This is a genomic window from Ruminococcus sp. Marseille-P328 (assembly GCF_964249465.1).
Lineage (GTDB): Bacteria > Bacillota > Clostridia > Lachnospirales > Lachnospiraceae > Blautia_A > Blautia_A faecis.
On sequence record NZ_CAXUBQ010000032.1, the window covers coordinates 1 to 18,496 of the forward strand.

General features: G+C 43.3%; 22 protein-coding genes and 1 pseudogene. 6 read left to right on the plus strand and 17 right to left on the minus strand.

Annotation, left to right across the window (positions count from 1 at the left end):
• Positions 1-65: 65 nt before the first annotated feature.
• The 9 genes from ACESTK_RS17885 to ACESTK_RS17925 form a co-directional block, all read right to left on the minus strand.
• Positions 66-503, minus strand: a complete 438-nt coding sequence (locus ACESTK_RS17885) for a hypothetical protein (RefSeq protein ID WP_148463796.1) — start codon at positions 501-503, stop codon at positions 66-68.
• A gap of 104 nt (positions 504-607) precedes the next feature.
• Positions 608-1,462 carry a recombinase RecT gene (locus ACESTK_RS17890; protein ID WP_270414054.1) on the minus strand — a complete coding sequence of 285 codons (855 nt, stop codon included), beginning with the start codon at positions 1,460-1,462 and terminating at the stop codon, positions 608-610.
• A gap of 15 nt (positions 1,463-1,477) precedes the next feature.
• Positions 1,478-2,419 (minus strand): YqaJ viral recombinase family protein, encoded by a 942-nt coding sequence (locus ACESTK_RS17895; RefSeq protein ID WP_294425485.1) that lies wholly within the window; start codon positions 2,417-2,419, stop codon positions 1,478-1,480.
• A 2-nt stretch (positions 2,420-2,421) separates the two neighbouring features.
• Positions 2,422-2,613: a hypothetical protein gene (locus tag ACESTK_RS17900; protein WP_148463812.1), complete on the minus strand. Its 192-nt coding sequence runs from the start codon at positions 2,611-2,613 to the stop codon at positions 2,422-2,424.
• A complete protein-coding gene (locus ACESTK_RS17905; protein ID WP_294425488.1) occupies positions 2,610-2,822 on the minus strand; it encodes a hypothetical protein in 213 nt (70 codons plus the stop codon). The genes ACESTK_RS17900 and ACESTK_RS17905 overlap by 4 nt, the downstream gene beginning before the upstream one ends.
• A gap of 87 nt (positions 2,823-2,909) precedes the next feature.
• On the minus strand, positions 2,910-3,158 hold the full coding sequence (locus ACESTK_RS17910; RefSeq protein ID WP_294425490.1) for a hypothetical protein: 249 nt from the start codon (positions 3,156-3,158) through the stop codon (positions 2,910-2,912).
• Positions 3,155-3,313, minus strand: a complete 159-nt coding sequence (locus ACESTK_RS17915; protein WP_294425492.1) for a hypothetical protein — start codon at positions 3,311-3,313, stop codon at positions 3,155-3,157. The genes ACESTK_RS17910 and ACESTK_RS17915 overlap by 4 nt, the downstream gene beginning before the upstream one ends.
• Positions 3,303-3,638, minus strand: a complete 336-nt coding sequence (locus ACESTK_RS17920) for a hypothetical protein (protein WP_294425494.1) — start codon at positions 3,636-3,638, stop codon at positions 3,303-3,305. Before ACESTK_RS17920 ends, ACESTK_RS17915 begins: the two co-directional genes overlap by 11 nt.
• A 127-nt stretch (positions 3,639-3,765) precedes the next feature.
• Entirely contained in the window at positions 3,766-3,954 is a 189-nt protein-coding gene (locus ACESTK_RS17925) for a helix-turn-helix transcriptional regulator (protein ID WP_158421549.1), read from the minus strand.
• A 231-nt stretch (positions 3,955-4,185) separates the two neighbouring features.
• On the opposite strand from ACESTK_RS17925, the gene ACESTK_RS17930 reads away from it, so the two are divergent.
• From ACESTK_RS17930 to ACESTK_RS17945, 4 genes are all read left to right on the plus strand, one after another.
• On the plus strand, positions 4,186-4,605 hold the full coding sequence (locus tag ACESTK_RS17930; protein WP_158421550.1) for a helix-turn-helix domain-containing protein: 420 nt from the start codon (positions 4,186-4,188) through the stop codon (positions 4,603-4,605).
• A 5-nt stretch (positions 4,606-4,610) separates the two neighbouring features.
• Positions 4,611-5,036 carry an ImmA/IrrE family metallo-endopeptidase gene (locus ACESTK_RS17935; RefSeq protein ID WP_226815783.1) on the plus strand — a complete coding sequence of 142 codons (426 nt, stop codon included), beginning with the start codon at positions 4,611-4,613 and terminating at the stop codon, positions 5,034-5,036.
• Between the two features lie 15 nt (positions 5,037-5,051).
• Positions 5,052-6,455 carry a GIY-YIG nuclease family protein gene (locus ACESTK_RS17940; protein ID WP_226815782.1) on the plus strand — a complete coding sequence of 468 codons (1,404 nt, stop codon included), beginning with the start codon at positions 5,052-5,054 and terminating at the stop codon, positions 6,453-6,455.
• Positions 6,456-6,695: 240 nt separating this feature from the next.
• On the plus strand, positions 6,696-7,805 hold the full coding sequence (locus ACESTK_RS17945) for a site-specific integrase (protein ID WP_294425502.1): 1,110 nt from the start codon (positions 6,696-6,698) through the stop codon (positions 7,803-7,805).
• 202 nt (positions 7,806-8,007) lie between these two features.
• Here the strand turns inward: ACESTK_RS17945 and ACESTK_RS17950 are convergent, their stop codons facing one another.
• Positions 8,008-9,939, minus strand: coding sequence for a hypothetical protein (locus ACESTK_RS17950; RefSeq protein ID WP_173772588.1), 1,932 nt, complete (start codon positions 9,937-9,939; stop codon positions 8,008-8,010).
• A 98-nt stretch (positions 9,940-10,037) separates the two neighbouring features.
• Entirely contained in the window at positions 10,038-10,184 is a 147-nt protein-coding gene (locus ACESTK_RS17955) for a DUF6783 domain-containing protein (RefSeq protein ID WP_306797103.1), read from the minus strand.
• Between ACESTK_RS17955 and ACESTK_RS17960 the strand changes: the two are divergent.
• Positions 10,122-10,262: pseudogene (locus ACESTK_RS17960) on the plus strand (DUF6783 domain-containing protein); the annotation flags it as partial. The gene ACESTK_RS17955 and the pseudogene ACESTK_RS17960 sit on opposite strands and share 63 nt — an antisense overlap.
• A gap of 27 nt (positions 10,263-10,289) precedes the next feature.
• Here ACESTK_RS17960 and ACESTK_RS17965 read toward each other — a convergent pair.
• The gene (locus ACESTK_RS17965; protein WP_173772590.1) at positions 10,290-11,432 is read right to left on the minus strand and encodes a ComEC/Rec2 family competence protein; all 1,143 of its coding nucleotides are present in this window, start codon (positions 11,430-11,432) and stop codon (positions 10,290-10,292) included.
• A 158-nt stretch (positions 11,433-11,590) separates the two neighbouring features.
• Between ACESTK_RS17965 and ACESTK_RS17970 the strand changes: the two genes are divergently transcribed.
• Positions 11,591-12,865: a peptidoglycan-binding protein gene (locus ACESTK_RS17970; protein ID WP_118578722.1), complete on the plus strand. Its 1,275-nt coding sequence runs from the start codon at positions 11,591-11,593 to the stop codon at positions 12,863-12,865.
• A 111-nt stretch (positions 12,866-12,976) separates the two neighbouring features.
• Here the strand turns inward: ACESTK_RS17970 and ACESTK_RS17975 are convergent, their stop codons facing one another.
• The 5 genes from ACESTK_RS17975 to ACESTK_RS17995 all read right to left on the minus strand — a co-directional run bounded on the left by ACESTK_RS17975 (position 12,977) and on the right by ACESTK_RS17995 (position 18,487).
• Complete coding sequence (locus ACESTK_RS17975) at positions 12,977-14,059, minus strand: NAD(P)H-dependent flavin oxidoreductase (protein ID WP_373120394.1); 1,083 nt, start codon at positions 14,057-14,059, stop codon at positions 12,977-12,979.
• Positions 14,060-14,412: 353 nt separating this feature from the next.
• Complete coding sequence (gene rseP, locus ACESTK_RS17980) at positions 14,413-15,699, minus strand: RIP metalloprotease RseP (protein WP_373120395.1); 1,287 nt, start codon at positions 15,697-15,699, stop codon at positions 14,413-14,415.
• A 1-nt stretch (position 15,700) separates the two neighbouring features.
• Positions 15,701-16,843: a 1-deoxy-D-xylulose-5-phosphate reductoisomerase gene (dxr, locus tag ACESTK_RS17985; protein ID WP_373120397.1), complete on the minus strand. Its 1,143-nt coding sequence runs from the start codon at positions 16,841-16,843 to the stop codon at positions 15,701-15,703.
• A gap of 92 nt (positions 16,844-16,935) precedes the next feature.
• On the minus strand, positions 16,936-17,730 hold the full coding sequence (locus tag ACESTK_RS17990) for a phosphatidate cytidylyltransferase (RefSeq protein WP_373120398.1): 795 nt from the start codon (positions 17,728-17,730) through the stop codon (positions 16,936-16,938).
• Between the two features lies 1 nt (position 17,731).
• Positions 17,732-18,487: an isoprenyl transferase gene (locus ACESTK_RS17995; protein ID WP_226836957.1), complete on the minus strand. Its 756-nt coding sequence runs from the start codon at positions 18,485-18,487 to the stop codon at positions 17,732-17,734.
• Positions 18,488-18,496: the final 9 nt, after the last annotated feature.

An 18,496-nucleotide genomic window follows, 5' to 3' on the forward strand; every position in this document is an offset into this window, starting at 1 on the left:
TCCATTGCTTCTGCTTTTAAATCTGTGATGTACTTGATTGCTTCTTTGATCATCTTTCTTCCTCCTTATGCCTGTCTAGCTCTTAAATCAATTACATTGTCTGAATGTTCCGCCTGTTCAATGATCTCCCCAGTGGAAGGATCAACCTGGCGCGGTGTTTTTTCCCTCTCATCAAAGGAATCCGTTACCTCCTCAATGGTCATCTGGCCTGGGATCTGGCTGCCAATCTCAACAGCCTCCACTTCATTTGTACGGATGTTTTTGCCCATGCTGAGGGCTGTCACAGCTCCAAGAGCCGGTGCCAGGGTGGATTTTGCCTGTACTCCCGTAGTAACAAAATTCCTTGCCTCATTCGGCTTAAATTCGATCACAACAGTGATCCTCCGCTTGGCAGTTGCGTCTGTGTTCGGATCCTGGATGTTCTCCGTCACCTTCTTCAGCTCCCTGTTGATCTGTTCCGTAAACGCACCATTTGCGAATTTTTCCATGTCAATATGCTGCATTTCTTACTCCTTTCCTACCTGGCAGCATGAACAGGTACTGCCAGGTATCAACGTATTGTGATATATAATGACGCATTTCCATGATAGGAAGCACCACTTGCTGTTTATTCTGCTGTGCCCTGGTTGTTTACGGCTTCTGCAGTTTCTGTACCATCTGGAGCCTCCTGGGATACTTCCTGGTAATCAGCATCAATCGGCTCCTGTTCGTTTGCCACCTCGGACATATCTACACTGAGCTCGGTCTTCACACTCTCATCATTGGAAAGCTGCATGACAAAGTCAGATTTTAGAGGTGCGTATTTCAGACATTTCTTAATAACGGTTTTCTTTGCCATTTCTTCATAATTCGTTTTCCAGGGACTAAAGCTGCTAGCAAAGCTCTGGCTGAATCTTCTGGCATGATTGTCAATATCTTCTTTACTCATCACTTCGAAACCATATCCGCCGTTCTTTGCTTTCCAAAGCGCATACACCAAAAGCATTTCCCCTTTGTCCTTAATAGCCGGTTTATGTACCAGTTTTGGCTCCAGTCCCAATTCATACTCAAACACATCATTCTCATAAACACACTGGGCCTGTACAGTCTGAATGTTGTCATTGCGGTAAACCATGTCGATCAGACCTTTATATCCGATCTGGAACTGGCATTCCAGTTTCCCATGATTCTTATATGGAATCAGATATGCTTGTCCCAACGGTGTGTTTGGTTCCAGACCGAGCTGTGCCGCATTCATAAGCGCGCCAAGGAAAGACATCTGGCTGCACTCCTGTAGCTTCGGAGTGGTATTTAAGGCAGATAACGCCATTCTGGTAAAACGTTCCGGGGTGATTACCTTCGGAAGGGCTTTCTCAATCTCCGGCTTCATGGCCTTGATCATGTCCGCAATGCTCATGGACTTGGTAAGCTTTACTTCCCCTTTATTTCCTGTTTTCTCTGCTAACGCATCTTTTACTCCCATTCTCTCTGCCTCCTGTTATGCAATCTCTTTTACAGTAAATCTTCTGCTGGATGACTCTTTGGCATATTCCTTATAGATATCCGGATGATCTGCCTTCAGCTTTTTCGAATCTACCCGGCTCGATACTATGGATTTCCATGTAATTGAATATTTATCGGAATCAGCCTTCTCCGCATCTTCCATAAAAAGCTTAACTTCCTGCTCAATCTGCTTCTTTTCCTGGTCCAGCTTATCCTGAAGTTCCAGGATCTCTGATCTTCGTTTCAGCTTTTCGTCGAACCCGATCAGCGGAATGACTTTCTCCGGATCTGACTTTCCATAATATTCTGATAAGATCTTTTCAGCAGCCTCACTGCCATCTGGAACAGGCATTTTTCTGGCAAGCACGTTGTTATTCCAAAAATCCGTCTCCACTGTGATCAGCATCTGGATAATGCCCTCATCACGCTCAATCTTGCGCCAGACAAACTCCCTTCCAAGGATCACACAGGCAATATACCAGGCATCAGCTCCGGTCACAGCCATATAGTGGTGGCACTGGATTTCATAGGATTCCGGAATATGTCCATCTTTCCATTTATCTGCAGAATAGGCGGAAGCTGTTTTACACTCCAGTCCCGCGTTCTCTCCTACAATCAGCCGGTCTACGTTGGCCAGCATAAAAGGATTTTCTTCCATGTAAAAAATAGAATTTGCACGGCGCACTTTCTTTCCGGTCTCTTCCATAAACCTGCGTGCTACATACTCCTCCAGGTCGCGTCCCTGTCTCATGGACTCGTTGTCTTCTTTCTCAGTTACCTCTTCCTGGGTTTTATCCTGGTAAACGGAAATCGCGGTTGCATATGGATTTAAGCCACAGATACTGCCCGCATCTGATCCACCGATTCCTTTTTTACGGTATTCCAGCCAGGTTGCATGGTCCATTCCCGAAGTAGATACTAATCTGTTTAATTTCATCCTTATCTTCCTTTCTTTAATTCACGTAATTCTTCTATAGATCCAAGGTCTTCATACTCACCCAAACGGTCTGCCACTGTTCCAAACAGTACCGTCTGCTCCTGCTGCCACTCCAACCGAAGAGAAGAAGCCCTGCAGCCAGGGATCCGGTATCCTACTCCATTTGGATTAGCAATTGTAAGTCTGTTTCTCATGCCTTATTCATCTCGCTTTCTTTCTGCACCACATCTTCTACCATTGAATGCATAAGATCCCGTGGGGTTATACTTTCTGACTCTTTAATGCTCTTATCAAGCATATGATACAGTGCATGTAATACAGTCTGAAATTCATCAACCAGCACGGATGTGTTTCCCTCTACTGTTGCCTTCGTTACATTTCCCTTTTTCTCAACTTTAATCATTGACTTTTCCTTTCTACCCTTCTACAATAAAAGGGTGATAAACTGTTTTTGTCCATTGGACACCGGATCCTGATGAGCTCCCACTCTTCAGGATCCATTTTCTTTCACCAACTGGGTAAGATGCGCCCTGGCTGCTTCGTAGTTTTTAACGGATTCTTTCATCATTACTTCTTCGCGATAGATATCATAAGTAGTCATTTTGCTTTCTGAAGGTTCTTCCACCCAAACCCGGCATGGATATCCAGCTAATCCTATTTCGAAACTTACATGGATTCCGCTTGCTATAGCTTTCTTCGAAAGCTCATATAACTCATCTATCATTTTTTCTAAACTCATGTTCTCTTCCCTTCCGGCTCTGTGCCCTGTATCAGCATCCATGCAAGCATTGATAATGCCATTGCTCCTGCAACCTGCAGTCCGTCCCACTGCCAGAACGGTAGGTATGTAGCAAGGGTGCCTATGATGACAGATATGATTATGTTACGCTTCATTCCCAGTCTCTCCTTCCACAACAGCCCGGTTGCTCCAACCGATCATCTGCACCAGCTTTTCCGGATGAAATGCCGGAGCATACTTTCTGGCATTGCGATCCAGGAGCTGACGCCGATAAGTAAGATAATCAATGAATACCAGAACGTTGATCAGGACAATGTTTCCATCCCGGATAATGGCATAATCGTTATAACGCCCTGTTTTGATTTCATCTTCAATTTCAAACAGTCTCGTTCTTACGGTTCCGGTACTGATCTGAAATTCTTTTGCAAGTTGCTCTTTTTTCATGTACGGATATCCACGTATGGATTCTGTGTAAACCATCTTTTACTTACCTCCCGTTACCTTCTCATGCTAAGTGCAAGGCATATTATTGCTATCGAATTCAACAGCGTTGTAAATAAATTTATCAGCAATGCTGTATTCTCTATCTTCCTCATCTCCTTTCCGGTTACTTCTCCAGAAAATATTCAATCGGTACATTGAAGTAGTCCGCCAACTTCCTGAGGCTTTCTAGCCCTGGTTCAGATCTTTTGGTTTTCCAATTTGAAAAAGCCGTTTGACTAATTCCGGTTTCTTTTGATACTTGATAAGATGTTTTGTTTGTTTTGTCTAATAGGGATTTATATTTTTCGTACAATTTTACACCTCCTATCGAAAGTATATCCCTTGCAAATACTTTCGAGCTGTGATATACTTTCAATCATAAAACCACTACATTTTAAAAAAGAAAGCATACCACATCGAAAGTATTTTATTTTGCGCTTACTTTCGTTTGCGTAAGTAGATAATACATCTTTTTTCGTTAGTAGTCAAGCGTTTTTACTAACTTTTGCGTAAGTATGCTATCTTTGTGAAAGGAGCACAATTTATGTATGAAGTATTTGAACAGCTTCTACAAAAAAATGGTGTTACCCCTTACAAAGTCGCTAAAGAAGCTGGTGTAACCCAGACTGCCCTAAGCAATTGGAAATCTGGTCGAAGTACACCTACTACAAAAACTTTACAAAAAATAGCTGATTATTTTGGGGTAACAATTGATTATTTAATGACAGGAAAAGATGTAGACTCTCCTAAGCCTCAATTAAATGCAAAAGATGAGCGTGACATTGAGAAAATCATTGAACATACCAGAGAGCAACTGCTCTCACAGGAAGGACTGATGTTTGACGGTGATCCTGCTTCTCCTGAAGCAGTGGATTCTATCCTTGCTGCTATGCAGATTGGAATGGAAATGGCAAAGAAAAAGAACAAAGAAAAATATACGCCTAAGAAATATAAAAAGGACTGATGCCTATGTGCATAAAAAGACGAGTTTCACAACTTGTCAGGAAATACCAGACTCGCGATCCTTTTGAAATGATTAAAGGTATGAATGTGATATTGGTTCATTATCCATTAGAGGGTGTGCGCGGATTCTACCAGTATTTCCAACGTAACAATATTATTTATCTGGATGAACGTTTATCTGAAGCTGAACAACGTTTTGTTCTTGCTCATGAACTCGGGCACATGTTTCTGCATAAAAAAGCTAATGCTATTTTTATGGATACACGTACCCAGTTTAATACAGATAAATTTGAACTGGAAGCAAATCTTTTCGCTATGGAGCTGCTACTTCCAGATTCGTTTCTGGATGAATACAGAGATTTTACTATTGACCAAATATCCAGGATGACCGGATACCACAAAAGATTAATTGAATTGAGAATATCATCATAAAAACCGGAGGGCGATATGGGATTATTTGATATCTTTAGAGTAGGAAAAATAAAAGCCGAAAACGAAGCTCTAAAGCAAAAATTACAAGATTTACATGCAGATGAATACTGGCAGGTGAAAGAGCACCTTGACCGCATGAACTCAGAAATTGCCGGTAACAACATTACTCTTTCAAAACAACATGATGACTTATCCACGCTTTCTGAACAATCTCAGAAATTGGAGAAACAAGTTACATCTCAGCGTAATAAAATTGCGCGTTCCAAAGAGTTGTACCAGAGCATCGAATATGCACTTGATACATTTCTTGTGTCTGATGTTTCTTATAACAACTGCAGATTAAATCCTCATGATAAGGAAGATTTAGAAGAATTAGTTCCATCTGTCATTTTAAAATTACATTGCATGGATGTAAAAGATCTTCGCAAGGCATATAGAGAAAACGCAAAACAGATTGACCGATTAATGGATCTTTATGAAGCTCGTTACACAACCAAGGCTAATAAATCTATATACTCTCTTATGGTTATTGCTTTGAAAGCTGAACTGCAAAACGTTTTGTATAATTTGAAATATGATAAATTAGATAGTTCCATTGAAAATATCCGTTCTATTTCTTCTAAATACTTAAAGATTGCAGGTGAAGGGAACCAAAGTATAGCAGGTACTCTTACTAAGTTCATCGGGGAATTGGAGTATTTATTTATCAATGCCGTAAAAATCGAATACAATTACTATGTTCGCAAAGAACAAGCAAAACAGGAGCAATTAGCTCTTAAAGAACAAATGCGCCAAGAAGCAGAGGAACGAAAAGCGTTAGAGGCAGAGCGTAAGAAAGTTGAGAAAGAAGAGAGTAAGTTTAAGACCGAAATAGATAAATTAACAGTCGCCCTTTCAGAATCAACTTCAGCTTCTGATAAAGAACAACTTCATACCCGAATTCTTGATCTGCAAAAGCAGCTCTCTGATATAATCATCAAAAAGGATGAAATTGTAAACCTTCAGAATGGAAAAGCTGGTAATGTTTATATCATTAGTAATTTAGGTTCGTTCGGCCAGGATGTTTTCAAAATTGGAATGACACGCCGGTTAGATCCACAGGATCGTGTAAATGAGCTTGGCAGTGCCAGTGTGCCCTTTAAATTTGATGTACATAGTTTTATTTTCTCAGAAGATGCTGTCGGACTGGAAAAGAAGCTTCATGAAACATTAAACGAAAAGAGGCTTAATAAAGTTAATATGCGAAAAGAATTTTTCAAAATAGATATTACTGAACTCGAAAAATTAGTTTCAAGTATTGATCCCACTGCGGAATTTAATTCCACAATGTTAGCTGAAGAATACAGGCAATCGGTGGATATGCAAGTTCCATATGAACCCATCTATTCAATCGAAGAGTTTGAAGAAGATGAAGAATAATTAAATAAAAGAAAAACCGCCCTAGTGTTACCAGCACTAGAGCGGCGGGCACATCCGAAGATGCACACTATTTTCAGCAAAAATATTGTATCATCTTCGGGGCAGCCATGCAAGCGGAACCTTTGTTCGCGCTGGCTGTTATTTTTGTACTTATTTTTCCCGGCACTTGCGCCGGCGCAACCAAAAAAGAAACCATCTCGGTGATTCTGCCGGAATGGTCCGTATAAGGAGGATGATATCATGTGGGTTGAAGAAGCCAATAATGGAAAGTTTAAATTCTGTGAACGATATACCGACTACATGACAGGAAAGTTGAAACGTGTATCTGTCACAATGGATAAAAACACTCCGCAGACCAGAAAAACAGCGCAAAAAACTCTGGAGTTGAAAATCCAGCAAGCCATGAAAACTGCGCCAAATCACCAGTATACGCTAAAGGAATTAATAGAGGAATATCGGAAGGATCAGAAGGTAACCGTGAAGCAATCTACTTATTCCAGGAATTATTTTGCCTGCAATGCCATTATGAAAATGCTTGGTGAAAGTACAATTGTGGAGCACATGACTGCCAAGTATGTCCGCAGCAGGTTTCGTGATTCTGGAAAAGAAAACAGCACTTTAAATGAACACCTTACCCGTTTCAAGGCTCTGATCCGCTGGGGATACAGTAACGATATGCTCAGCGATATTACATTCCTTGACAAAATAGAGCCTTTTAAAGATGTTCCTCATAAGCAGAAGATTCAGGATAAATATCTGGAATCAAATGAGCTGAAAGCATTGCTGAATGGAATGGATCATTCCCTTTGGAGACTGTGTACAGAATTCATGGCATTGTCAGGCCTAAGAGTTGGTGAGTTGATTGCCCTGGACCGGTCAGATGTGGATTTCAAAAATAAAGTGATTCATGTGACCAAGAATTATGATTATATAAACCAGATCGTCACATCTCCAAAGAGCTTTTGTTCGATCAGGGATGTGTATATGCAGGAGGAATTGGAAAATGTATGCAAACAATTAAATGCATTAATGCTCCGCCGTCGTTTGATGTCCAATATCGGAAAGCCTGCCTTGTTTCTCTTTTCCAGGAATGGAACTTATATACACTATTATTCCTACAATAAATATTTAAGGGAAAACTCCAAGCGCGTCTTAGGTCGTGCTATCACCCCACATGCCCTGCGTCATACTCATGCCTCTCTTCTCTTGGAGCAAGGTATCAGCATTGATACCATCTCTAGGAGACTCGGACACGAAAACAGCAAGGTTACCAAAGAAATATACTTACATGTCACCAAAAAGCTCACGGAGAAAGACAATGAGCAAATTGCAAAGGTATCTATTTTTTAAAGTTGCCCCTTTTCTGCCCCTTTTGTTGGGGCAGGCATTTAGTGCCACATTGAAAACACCGCATAAAATCAACGTTTTTCCGCTGTCAAGAGGGAATTCATTCAAGTCCCATCTTCCGCATTTTTTATTGCTTAAGAAACATTAAAGGCCTGCAAAACATCCGTTTTGCAGGCCTTTTTATTACCGTTGTACTTTTATCATTCTATTTCGGAAGTTCTGTCACTGTCTCCAGCTTAAATCCTTCCCACATATCAGCAGAAATATTCCATTCTCTTAAATCTGTAACGATCTTATGATAGAACGCCTGTCCGCCACGCACAATATCATAGGTGCGGGCATCGCCTCTTGCCTCAAGGTGACGGCCAAAGCTACAGTTGGTTACATCCTCCGGACCATAGTCGTCCACATCTCCGCCCGGCCAGAAAATATAAAGCCTTGGGATATCATCAATCTGGCGAATATCAATTCCTGCAAGTTTCAGAAATTTCTTTCCAACAGACTCATGCGCCGTAAATACATGAGAATATCGCCATACAGTCCTTGTAAAATCAGATACACGGAACTGGCCCAGCCAATCCTCATCCATCATTCCGTCTGCAGTTTCTCTTGAGACGATCACAACAACAGGGAATAAACGCCCTGAATCTTTCAACGCTGCAATAAGATTCCCAAACATATCCTCTCGCAAAATACGTCTTCTGTTAGAACATTCGATTCCATTTACAATTCCGATATTGTCAACAATCGTCTTATAATATCCAGGATAACTGAAGAAAGTTACTCCCGGGTCCTGGATGGTGTGTTCTCTCTCCGGCTGTGCATATCCATTGCAAACCTTCAGAATCACTTCATCCTGACGCGACACTTCAAGTCCGGCTTCTGAATACCAGATTCTGCCGCCCACTTCCATATCCATATGTCTTACATGCATATTCAGCCGATGATTGTCCGGATCATAATTCACAGCTACATGATAAGCCAGAATGTCAGCATGATAAGTACTGGTCTTCTGTGGCATTTCCTTAAACAGACCGCCATATTTCCCCACGATCCAGCCATATATCGCATCTGCTGCCTGCTGGAAAATCTCTGCAGCAGATGCCGGTTTCTCTTCCTTCAGACGGCTTCCATCCACCTGTGTGCACATCTGGAACACGTTGTGGCGGATAAGAGGCTTCATCTCATAATGCCAGGATTCTCCGAGGCTCTCCTCGCGACCATCATTATAAACATCACGTTCCTTAAAAATAGCTGTCAGACGACTGTCGTGGAACTGACTGTCGTTTAACAGGGCAATGATCGTATTTACATTGATCGGTACCTTGCGGCTGCGGTGAAGCAGCTGGTCTACCAGTGTCTGCTTGCTGGTCTTATAAATACGCTTGGCCAGGTTCTCCACCTGCTGGTCACAATCCTCATCCAGAAGCTTCGCCACCTCAGGATAAAGCTGTCCCTCTCCCAGTTTCAGGCGGAAATGGCTCTTGATCATATCACTCCATCTGCCTGATTTATAAAGGGAATGTCCCAGATCCTCAAACAGAGTAACCATGGATTTATCACAAAGCTCCAAAGTTGCCAGAATACTGTTAAAGTATCTGGAAAAGCCCTTGTAATTCTTCCACAGTTCCTCTCCTTTATAGCGCATATCGTGCTCGATCTCATGCCAGCCCTCGAAAAACATGGTCTTAATCTGAATCTCGAAGGTATCATCAATATACATATCCCAGGTCTCTGTTGAAATTTCTGATCGCAAATATTCCGGAAGACGGCACACGCCGTTTAATTTCGTAGGTTTGAACTCCTCCTCGCTTCTTTCCGAAGTGGACCAGCCAATCACATCAAAGGTATTTTCCACAATATTCTGGCAGATTTCTACATCATCATCAAAATACAGGTTAATACGGACACCTACCAGGTCCTGCAGTTTCTTATTCTCCGCGCCATAATCTTTCAGAGCAAATTTATGAGCCATAGAAGAAGCTGTCTTGATTCTGGAAAAGCATCTGTAATACAGACCGCATTGTTCCAGGCGATCACTGATAATGCGCTTCAGATCCTGCTCCACGATAGCCGGAACCTTTACCTTCGCAGCCAGTTCCTCCTTTGTATAAATTACTCTTTTCTGTTCACTCACTAATTTTACACCACCAATTTATTTATAACTGCCGGAGCCCTCACGGATTACGGTCCGAAAACTACACAGTTATTATATTTTATATTCCGTACGTTCTACTAAGCATACACTTTAGAGCCTGTTTGAAAAATCATTCCCGCAATCTGCACGCCCCACTTTGCGGTATATTTTGCCCGAATTCGGTTGCCGTAGCCCGCTACGGCGCCCTCATTCGGGCAAAATCTCCCACAAATTGTGACGCACATCTTGCAGAAAGCCTTTTTCAAACACGCTCTAGTATACCAGAATTTCCCCAAATAAAAAAGGGATATTCCGAAATATAATGGAAAATTTCGGTTAAATATATATAATCAAAAGCACTTCTTACAAGCTTCATATCCTTGAGCCTCAGCCTGTGAGACTGGCTCCTGATATGCCTTATCCGGATTCATATTTCCACAGTCAGGAATACTGTGATATTTACTTCCTGTAGCAGATATCCATACCATTTCCTCCTGACTGTCATCTGCTGCAGCAATCTGTTCTGACTTTTCTGATGCTGCAGCTGCATCAGTTCCGCTATTATCTTCAGCTGTAAATCCATTCTCCCCTTCACTTTGCCCAGCTGTTTCTCCATCACCTGAAGTATAATCATTGCAAGGATCTGCACTCCAGGTAATAGCACTTCCATCCGAAGAAGCTACAATGGTTCCCTGTTCATCAGAGCGATATACCTGAATTCCCATATCTGACAGTTTTTCCATGGTATCCGCATGCGGATGACCATACATATTTCCTGCGCCGCAGCTGATCACTGCAAATTCCGGAACTGCAGCCTGAAGAAAATCCCAGCTTGTGGATGTAGCAGATCCATGATGGCCTACACTTAACACGTCGCAGCTCAGATCAAGCCCGGAATTCACCATATCTGCCTCACAGTTAAAATCTGCATCCCCGGTAAAAACGAAACTGTTTTCTCCATTCGTCAGCTTAATTGCCACCGAATTAGCATTACTCTCTTTGCTGATTTCCTTTGGTGAAAGAATTGTAAATTCTCCCGAGCCAAATGTATACTCCGCCCCCACTGCCGGATGCTGTACTTCAAGCCCATGTGCTGCCACTGCATCCATAAAAGAGCCATAAAGGGAAGAATCATGGATATAATCTGCTCCAATCACATTGTCCACCTGAAATGCATTCAGACAGCCAATCAGTCCGCTCACATGATCCTCATCGTAATGGGATGAAATCAGATAATCAATTTCTGACACATTCTGCTCCTGCAAATAGGACACCACATAGCTGGACGCGCTTCTTGGACCACCATCATACAGCAGATTCTGTCCCTCTGACTGCACCAGAATGGATAATCCCTGTCCCACATCCAGGAAATGCACAGTCATGCTGCCGCCAGATGCCAGAACCTTTTCCCCACTTCCAGGGAATACGATTCCTGCCATAAGCAGAATAAGCGTTAAAAGATAGCCTGCAATTTGTTTTCTTAAGTGTTTCATTTTATTCCTTCTTTCGTTTTTTTCACCGTAGGCACCGCTGTCCTGCTGCCTCTTTACTATTATAATATATTCTCATCCCCACAAACATCCCTGAATTATGTTTTCACAATTGCATTTTTAGCATATAATACCTGGAAGAGCATTTTATGAGGTCGTCCATGTATTACAGAAAAGCCTTATGTGCACAGCAGGAAAATGTAGACCAGGGTACCTTACAGATAACGGTCCATTCAAAAACAGACAACCGCCCTGTGGAAAATGCACTGGTCCGTATTTCTTATACAGGTGATCCAAACAGTGTCATTGAAGAAGTCCGCACGGATTCTTCCGGCAACACCCCTGTCCTTCAATTAAAAACGCCTCCTCTGGAATACAGCCTGAATGCTTCCGAGGAGGCGCAGCCTTATGCAGAATATTCCATGCAGATCAAAGCCGAGGATTTTCACCAGGAGGAAATCGCAGGCACAGAAGTCTTGCCTGCGGTTCTGGCCAAACAGCCTGTCCTTCTGAATCCCAGGCAAGACACTGTTTCGGAAAACAGAATTGTCATTCCTCCCCATACACTTTTCTATGAATATCCACCAAAAATACAGGAATCTGAAATTAAACCAGTACACGAAACTGGCGAAATTGTTCTAAGCAAGGTCGTAATTCCGGAATACATTGTAGTGCACGATGGGCCTGTAGGTGATAACTCCGCCTCTAATTATTATGTCCGCTACCGCGACTATATCAAAAATGTAGCAAGCAGCGAAATCTATGCCACCTGGCCTGACGACACTATCCGCGCCAACATCCTGGCAATTATGTCCTTTACCCTAAACCGGGTATACACGGAGTGGTACCGCAATAAAGGGAAAGACTACACCATCACCTCCTCCACCGCCTACGACCACAAATGGATCCGCGGACGAAACATCTTTGACTCTATCGACCGCATTGTAGACGAACTTTTCGAGAATTATCTATCCCGTCCTAACGTCCGTCAGCCAATTCTTACCCAGTACTGCGACGGAGAGCGGGTGCAGTGCCGGGACAGAGGATGGATGACACAGTGGGGAAGCAAGCGGCTTGGAGACCAGGGATATTCTGCTATTGAAATCCTACGGTATTTCTACGGAAACGATATGTATATCAATGTAGCAGAAGAAGTCTCCGGGATTCCTTCCTCCTGGCCAGGATATGACCTGGATATTGGTGCTTCCGGCAGCAAAGTACTCCAGCTTCAGGAACAGCTAAATGCTATCAGCCAAGCCTACCCTGCTCTTCCAAAAGTAAATCCGGACGGAATCTATGGTGCCCAGACTCAGGCCTCTGTCCGCAAATTCCAGAATATTTTCGGTCTTCCGGAAACCGGAATCGTAGATTATACCACCTGGTACAAAATTCAGGAAATTTACGTAGGCGTCACCCGGATTGCAGAATTACAATAAACATAATATGGCGGGATTTTCTCTCCCGCCATAAAATTCTAATCTAAACCTTATAATCTAAACGGACATGCCGTTTGTCAGCAACATCACCATATAGGAACCGGCTAACCATCAGCCTTCTGCCAATTCCCGCATCAATTCATGCACTGAAGTAATTTTGTCAATCCTTCCAACATTTGCCCCACAGAACATCAATCCATTCTCTACATCTCCCTCCACCGCATCGATCAATGCCTTGGTAATGCAGTACGGAACCTGTCCTGGATTACATTTTTCCAGGCAGTTATAGCACTTCTTTACTGGAATCCGTCCATTCTCTACCAGTTTCATAAAAGGATTGCAAAGCGCCCTTCCAGGCATTCCTACAGGGCTCTGGATAATCTGCACATCCTCTTTCCTTGCATTTACATACGCCTGTTTATACCTTTCATCGGCATCGCATTCCTTTGTCGCCACAAACCGGCTTGCGATCTGCACACCATCTGCCCCAAGTGCCATAGCATGATCAATATCTTTCCGGTCAAAAATTCCGCCAGCAACTACCACTGGAATTTCCCGGCCAAACTTTTCCTCATATTCCTTTTTACATGCAATAATATCCCGGATTTCCTGGTCAAAATCCATCTCATCCCTGTGAGCCAGCTGATCCCTGGAAAATCCCAGGTGTCCTCCTGCCTCCGGTCCTTCCACTACGATCAGATCTGCAGTCCGGTTATATCGATGTGCCCACATTTTCAGAATCAGATTTGCTGCCCTTTTTGAAGAAACAATAGGCGCAATCTTTGTTCTGCAAAACTCCGGTACCAGCTCTGGCAGATTCATGGGAAGTCCTGCGCCACTGATGATCACATCTGCACCACATTCCACAGCTTCCTTTACATGCTCTTTATAATGTTTCAGCACTACCATAATATTAACACCGACCAGCCCTTTTCCCTTGGCAATCTCCCTTGCCTTCCATATGTGCTTTCTTATTGCCTTCAGATTGCATCCCGCCTGGTCTTTCTCAAAGCCAGCCTCATCATATCCAATCTGAGCTGTGGAAATAACTCCCACTCCTCCTTCTGCTGCCACCGCGCCAGCCAGGGAGCTACGGCTCACTCCCACGCCCATTCCCCCTTGAATAATAGGAAGTTCTGCCACCTTATCTCCAATTTTCAAACATCTCAAACTGCTTTTGTATTCTCTATCCAAAACAATATCCTCCATGCTTTAATTTAGTTTGATTTTAAAACTATTTTAGTATAAAGCATTATTGTTTTTATGTCAAGTTTTACTTTTATTCGACACTTTATTATGTAGTTTTTATTACTACATATTCGGAAGTTTTCCCTATAAAAAGGAATCCCCTTGCAAGATTTGCCGCCTGCAGCAGACCATCCCCCTCATCTGCATTTCCGTTATTTCCTCTCACTGCCTGGAAAAGCTTTTTTGGTAATAGGAATTTGCTGCAGAATCGTCTGCTGCATCAAAAAAGGCTATGCATATCCGTTTGATACACATAGCCTTCGCTTTCATTTTTTTACAGCTTTTTCATTTCAAAAAGATTAAAAAATCTTCAAAATATCATTATACATAACTACAACCATCAAAAGCATCAACACCATCAAACCTGCAAAATGAACCATGCCCTCAATCTGTCTGTTCACCGGTTTTCTCCGGATAGCCTCGATAATCAGAAATACAAGCCGGCCACCATCCAGTGCAGGAAGCGGAAGCAGGTTCATAACACCAAGGTTTGCAGATAAAAGAGCTGCCATATACAGCATATTTACCCAGATTGTCAGCATACCCTCACTCTTACTTGCCTCATAGGTGCTGCCAATTGCATCAACTACGCCAACCGGACCGCTTAAATCCTTTACGCCCAGCCCGCCGGTAAGAAGCTCTTTCAGGCTGAGTAAGGTAGAGCGGATCATATATTTTACTTCCAGTGTTCCATACTTCAGCACTTCAAATCCCTGTGTCTTCGTGTACGCCAGATTATAAGAAAAATCAAGTACTGCTGTACGGGACTCCGATGGAGTTACCTCAGCGTTGTATTCCAGGCCATCACGCTCATAAGTAATGGTCACAGGCTCACTTGTGAGAGGATGCTCTGCAAGATATGCAGTATAATCGTCCGAACTCTCCAGTCTGGTGCCATTAATGGAAGTGATCACGTCCCCAGGCTCCACGCCAGTTTCAGATAAGCCCATTCCCGGAATCAGGGATGCCACCTCAAGAGAATCGGTACTCTTTCTGTTAAAGCCAAGAAGGTATCTCACCTGTACGTCTGGTTTGAAGGCCAGCTCCACATCTTTGCCATCCCTCTCCACAGTCATATGAATGGTCTCATCCTCCTGTGGATTATTCAGATACATATACAGATAAAGATCTCTTGCCAGATCAATATGATACCCCTGATATTCTTTGATAATATCCCCTTCCTGAAGACCAGCTTCAGCCACAGTAGAACCACTCTCCACCTGCGTAACCTCTGCCGGGTCATAGCCCACCAGCGTAACAATAAGCACTGCAAACACAAAGGCCAGGATAAAGTTAAATACCGGTCCTGCTGCAACTGTAGCGATTCTTCCACACACTGGTGCACCATTGAAAGTCCCCTTGGACTCATCCTCCATATCTTCTCCCAGCATGGCACAGGAACCGCCAAGAGGCAAAAGCTTCAGAGAATACCTGGTTCCATTCTTCTCTGTGCTAAGCAGCCTTGGTCCCATTCCAAGGGAAAACTCCGTTACTACGATCTTATTTTTCTTTGCAAGAAGGAAATGCCCCAGCTCATGAAAAAGAATGATCGCACTGAAAATCAATAATGCCAGAATAATCTTCAACCTACCACCTGCTTTCAATCCATTTATAAGTCTCGTCTTCTACTGCCAGTATCTCCTCCAGATCCGGATTCCGGATCACTGTATGTCTTTCCATAGACTGTGCAATAATGTCGTAAATATCCAGAAAGCCGATTTTTTCCTGTAAAAACTTCTTCACAGCCAGCTCATTTGCTGCGTTAAACACAGTAGGCATACTGCCGCCTTTTCTTGCAGCATCCATAGCCATTGGAAGCCCCAGGAATGTATCCATATCCGGATCTTCAAAAGTAATCTCTTTCAATTTATGGAAATCCAGTCTCTCTCCATCCAGATATCTGCGTTCCGGATAATAGAGTGCGTACTGGATTGGAAGCCGCATATCCGGAGTTCCAAGCTGCGCCATAACCGCACCATCTTTAAACTCTACCATCGAATGGATAATGCTCTTTGGCTGGACAACAACCTGAATATGATCCAAATCCACATCAAACAGCCATCTGGCTTCCATAACCTCCAGACCTTTATTTACCAGGGTTGCGGAATCTACTGTGATCTTCTGTCCCATTACCCAGTTCGGATGCTTCAGGGTATCTGCAAGCGTCACATGTTCCAGTTCTTCTCTTTTTCTTCCACGGAAGGGACCACCGGAAGCTGTGATCAGAAGCTTCTCAACCTGCGCCCGCTTTTCCCCATGAAGGGCCTGGAAAACAGCACTGTGCTCACTGTCTACCGGAAGGATCTGAACCCCATGCTCTTTTGCCATAGGAATGATCAGATGACCTGCTGTTACCAATGTTTCTTTGTTTGCAAGGGCAATGTCCTTGCCCGCCTTGATTCCCTCCATTGTAGGACGGATTCCAATCATTCCCACAACAGCGGTAACCAGAATGTCTGTCTGGGGCATACGCGCAAGCTCCAGAAGTCCCTCCATACCAGACACAATTTTTACATCCATATCCGCAAGACGGACTGCCAGGTCCTTTGCCGCATTTTCATCCCACACTGCAATCAGCTGAGGATGAAACTCTCTTGCCTGTTCTTCCAGCATTTTCACATTTCTTCCTGCACTGATTCCCAGCACCTCTATATCGCCGTTAGCTCTCACTACATCCAGGGTCTGTGTACCGATGGAACCAGTTGAGCCTAAAATTGCAATTTTCTTCATTTGAAATTCCTCTCAGTCCATTTCAGGGACAAATCACATCTTATCATTTTCACACTTCTTATTCCTTTATGCCTCCCGCTGCCAATCCGGAATCAGATTCCCAGCACAAGCTTCGCCAGGAAATAAATAGCCGGAGCTGTAAAGATCACACTGTCAAATCTGTCCAGGATTCCACCGTGTCCCGGGATCAGTTTGCCATAGTCCTTGATTCCCTGATTTCTCTTAATAGCAGAAGCAGCCAGGTCTCCAACCATGGAGATCAGTGCTCCGACTGCACAGATCAGCGCATACTCTGCAATCTTTCCGCCAGTTGCTGCTGCATAAATTGCGCCCAGAAGCGCAGCGCCTGCCACGCCGCCTACTCCACCTTCTACTGATTTCTTCGGGCTGAGGATTGGTGCCATTTTGTGCCTGCCGATCAGCATTCCCACACAATATGCGCAGGTATCGCATCCCCAGGAGCATAAAAAGATCAGCCATACCAGAAATTTTCCATCTGGAAGGTTCCTGGTAAGATAAATAAAAGAGAGCATCACAGCCACGTATACCACCCCAAAGAACGCCGGCATTACCTGATCTGCCTTGAACTTAGGATAAGTAAATACGTAAACGAACATAAACATCATGAACGAAATGATCACGCCCATCATTCCATATTTTTCAAAATCTAGCGACATCAGCACATAGTAGATCACAGCTCCAAGATAGCCTGCAATTTCCAGGGCATTAAAATGGTCTTCTCGAACCTTCATAACCTTATAAAGCTCCTGCATTCCGATCAGAGAGATCCCAAGCAGTGTAAAAAGCAGCACATAACCTCCACTGATAATAGTCAGAAGCGCAACTGCGACCAGCACAATACCGCTTAAAAGACGTGTTTTAAACATCTTACTCCTCCTTCACACCGCCATATCTTCTGTCTCTTTGATTATATTTCTCAATAGCCTGTACTAATTCTGCTTTATGGAAATCCGGCCATGCCACGTCTGTAAAATAAAATTCCGTATAAGCCAGCTGCCACATAAGGAAATTGGAAAGTCTCTGTTCTCCGCTGGTGCGTATCAGAAGATCCGGATCCGGCACTCCTGCAGTATCCAGGTAGCTTCCAATCGTATCCTCTGTGATCTGATCCGGAGAAACTTTTCCATCCGCCACATCCTGTGCCATCTTTCGCATTCCTCTTGTAATCTCATCGCGGCTTCCATAATTCATGGCGATCTGGAAGTACAGCTCATCATAATCCTTGGAAAACTCCTCCAGTTTACGGATGCTTTCCTGAATATCCGGTGCAAAAGCAGAGATATCGCCGATAATTTTGATTTTCATCTTATTATCCCGGGATATCTTGATACATTTCTTCAGATAGCTGCGAAACAGCTTCATAAGCCCATCCACTTCTTCTCTGGAGCGTTTCCAGTTTTCCGTGGAAAAAGCATATACTGTCAGATATTTCACGCCCAGATCTTTAATATCATAGCAGACCTGCTCCAGATTGGCGCAGCCCTTAACATGTCCATAGCCACGAGGCAGTCCCTTTGCCTTTGCCCAGCGGCCATTGCCGTCCAGAATAATGGCAATATGATTGGGTACGTTCATATTTTTCTCCTTGTGTTTTGTTTTTCTTTTTTCGTTATAAGCGTTCAGATTATTCGT

Bases quoted from the DNA above. Each gene is read 5' to 3' on its own strand.
- ACESTK_RS17935 (WP_226815783.1), top strand. From the start codon at position 4,611: ATGTGCATAAAAAGACGAGTTTCACAACTTGTCAGGAAATACCAGACT.
- ACESTK_RS17905 (WP_294425488.1), bottom strand. From the start codon at position 2,822: ATGATTAAAGTTGAGAAAAAGGGAAATGTAACGAAGGCAACAGTAGAG.
- ACESTK_RS17885 (WP_148463796.1), bottom strand. From the start codon at position 503: ATGCAGCATATTGACATGGAAAAATTCGCAAATGGTGCGTTTACGGAA.
- ACESTK_RS17930 (WP_158421550.1), top strand. From the start codon at position 4,186: ATGTATGAAGTATTTGAACAGCTTCTACAAAAAAATGGTGTTACCCCT.
- ACESTK_RS17895 (WP_294425485.1), bottom strand. From the start codon at position 2,419: ATGAAATTAAACAGATTAGTATCTACTTCGGGAATGGACCATGCAACC.
- ACESTK_RS17915 (WP_294425492.1), bottom strand. From the start codon at position 3,313: ATGAAGCGTAACATAATCATATCTGTCATCATAGGCACCCTTGCTACA.
- ACESTK_RS17920 (WP_294425494.1), bottom strand. From the start codon at position 3,638: ATGGTTTACACAGAATCCATACGTGGATATCCGTACATGAAAAAAGAG.
- ACESTK_RS17900 (WP_148463812.1), bottom strand. From the start codon at position 2,613: ATGAGAAACAGACTTACAATTGCTAATCCAAATGGAGTAGGATACCGG.
- dxr (WP_373120397.1), bottom strand. From the start codon at position 16,843: ATGAAGAAAATTGCAATTTTAGGCTCAACTGGTTCCATCGGTACACAG.
- ACESTK_RS17890 (WP_270414054.1), bottom strand. From the start codon at position 1,462: ATGGGAGTAAAAGATGCGTTAGCAGAGAAAACAGGAAATAAAGGGGAA.
- ACESTK_RS17940 (WP_226815782.1), top strand. From the start codon at position 5,052: ATGGGATTATTTGATATCTTTAGAGTAGGAAAAATAAAAGCCGAAAAC.
- ACESTK_RS17955 (WP_306797103.1), bottom strand. From the start codon at position 10,184: ATGTGCGTCACAATTTGTGGGAGATTTTGCCCGAATGAGGGCGCCGTA.
- ACESTK_RS17910 (WP_294425490.1), bottom strand. From the start codon at position 3,158: ATGAGTTTAGAAAAAATGATAGATGAGTTATATGAGCTTTCGAAGAAA.
- ACESTK_RS17970 (WP_118578722.1), top strand. From the start codon at position 11,591: ATGTATTACAGAAAAGCCTTATGTGCACAGCAGGAAAATGTAGACCAG.
- ACESTK_RS17965 (WP_173772590.1), bottom strand. From the start codon at position 11,432: ATGAAACACTTAAGAAAACAAATTGCAGGCTATCTTTTAACGCTTATT.
- ACESTK_RS17990 (WP_373120398.1), bottom strand. From the start codon at position 17,730: ATGTTTAAAACACGTCTTTTAAGCGGTATTGTGCTGGTCGCAGTTGCG.
- ACESTK_RS17945 (WP_294425502.1), top strand. From the start codon at position 6,696: ATGTGGGTTGAAGAAGCCAATAATGGAAAGTTTAAATTCTGTGAACGA.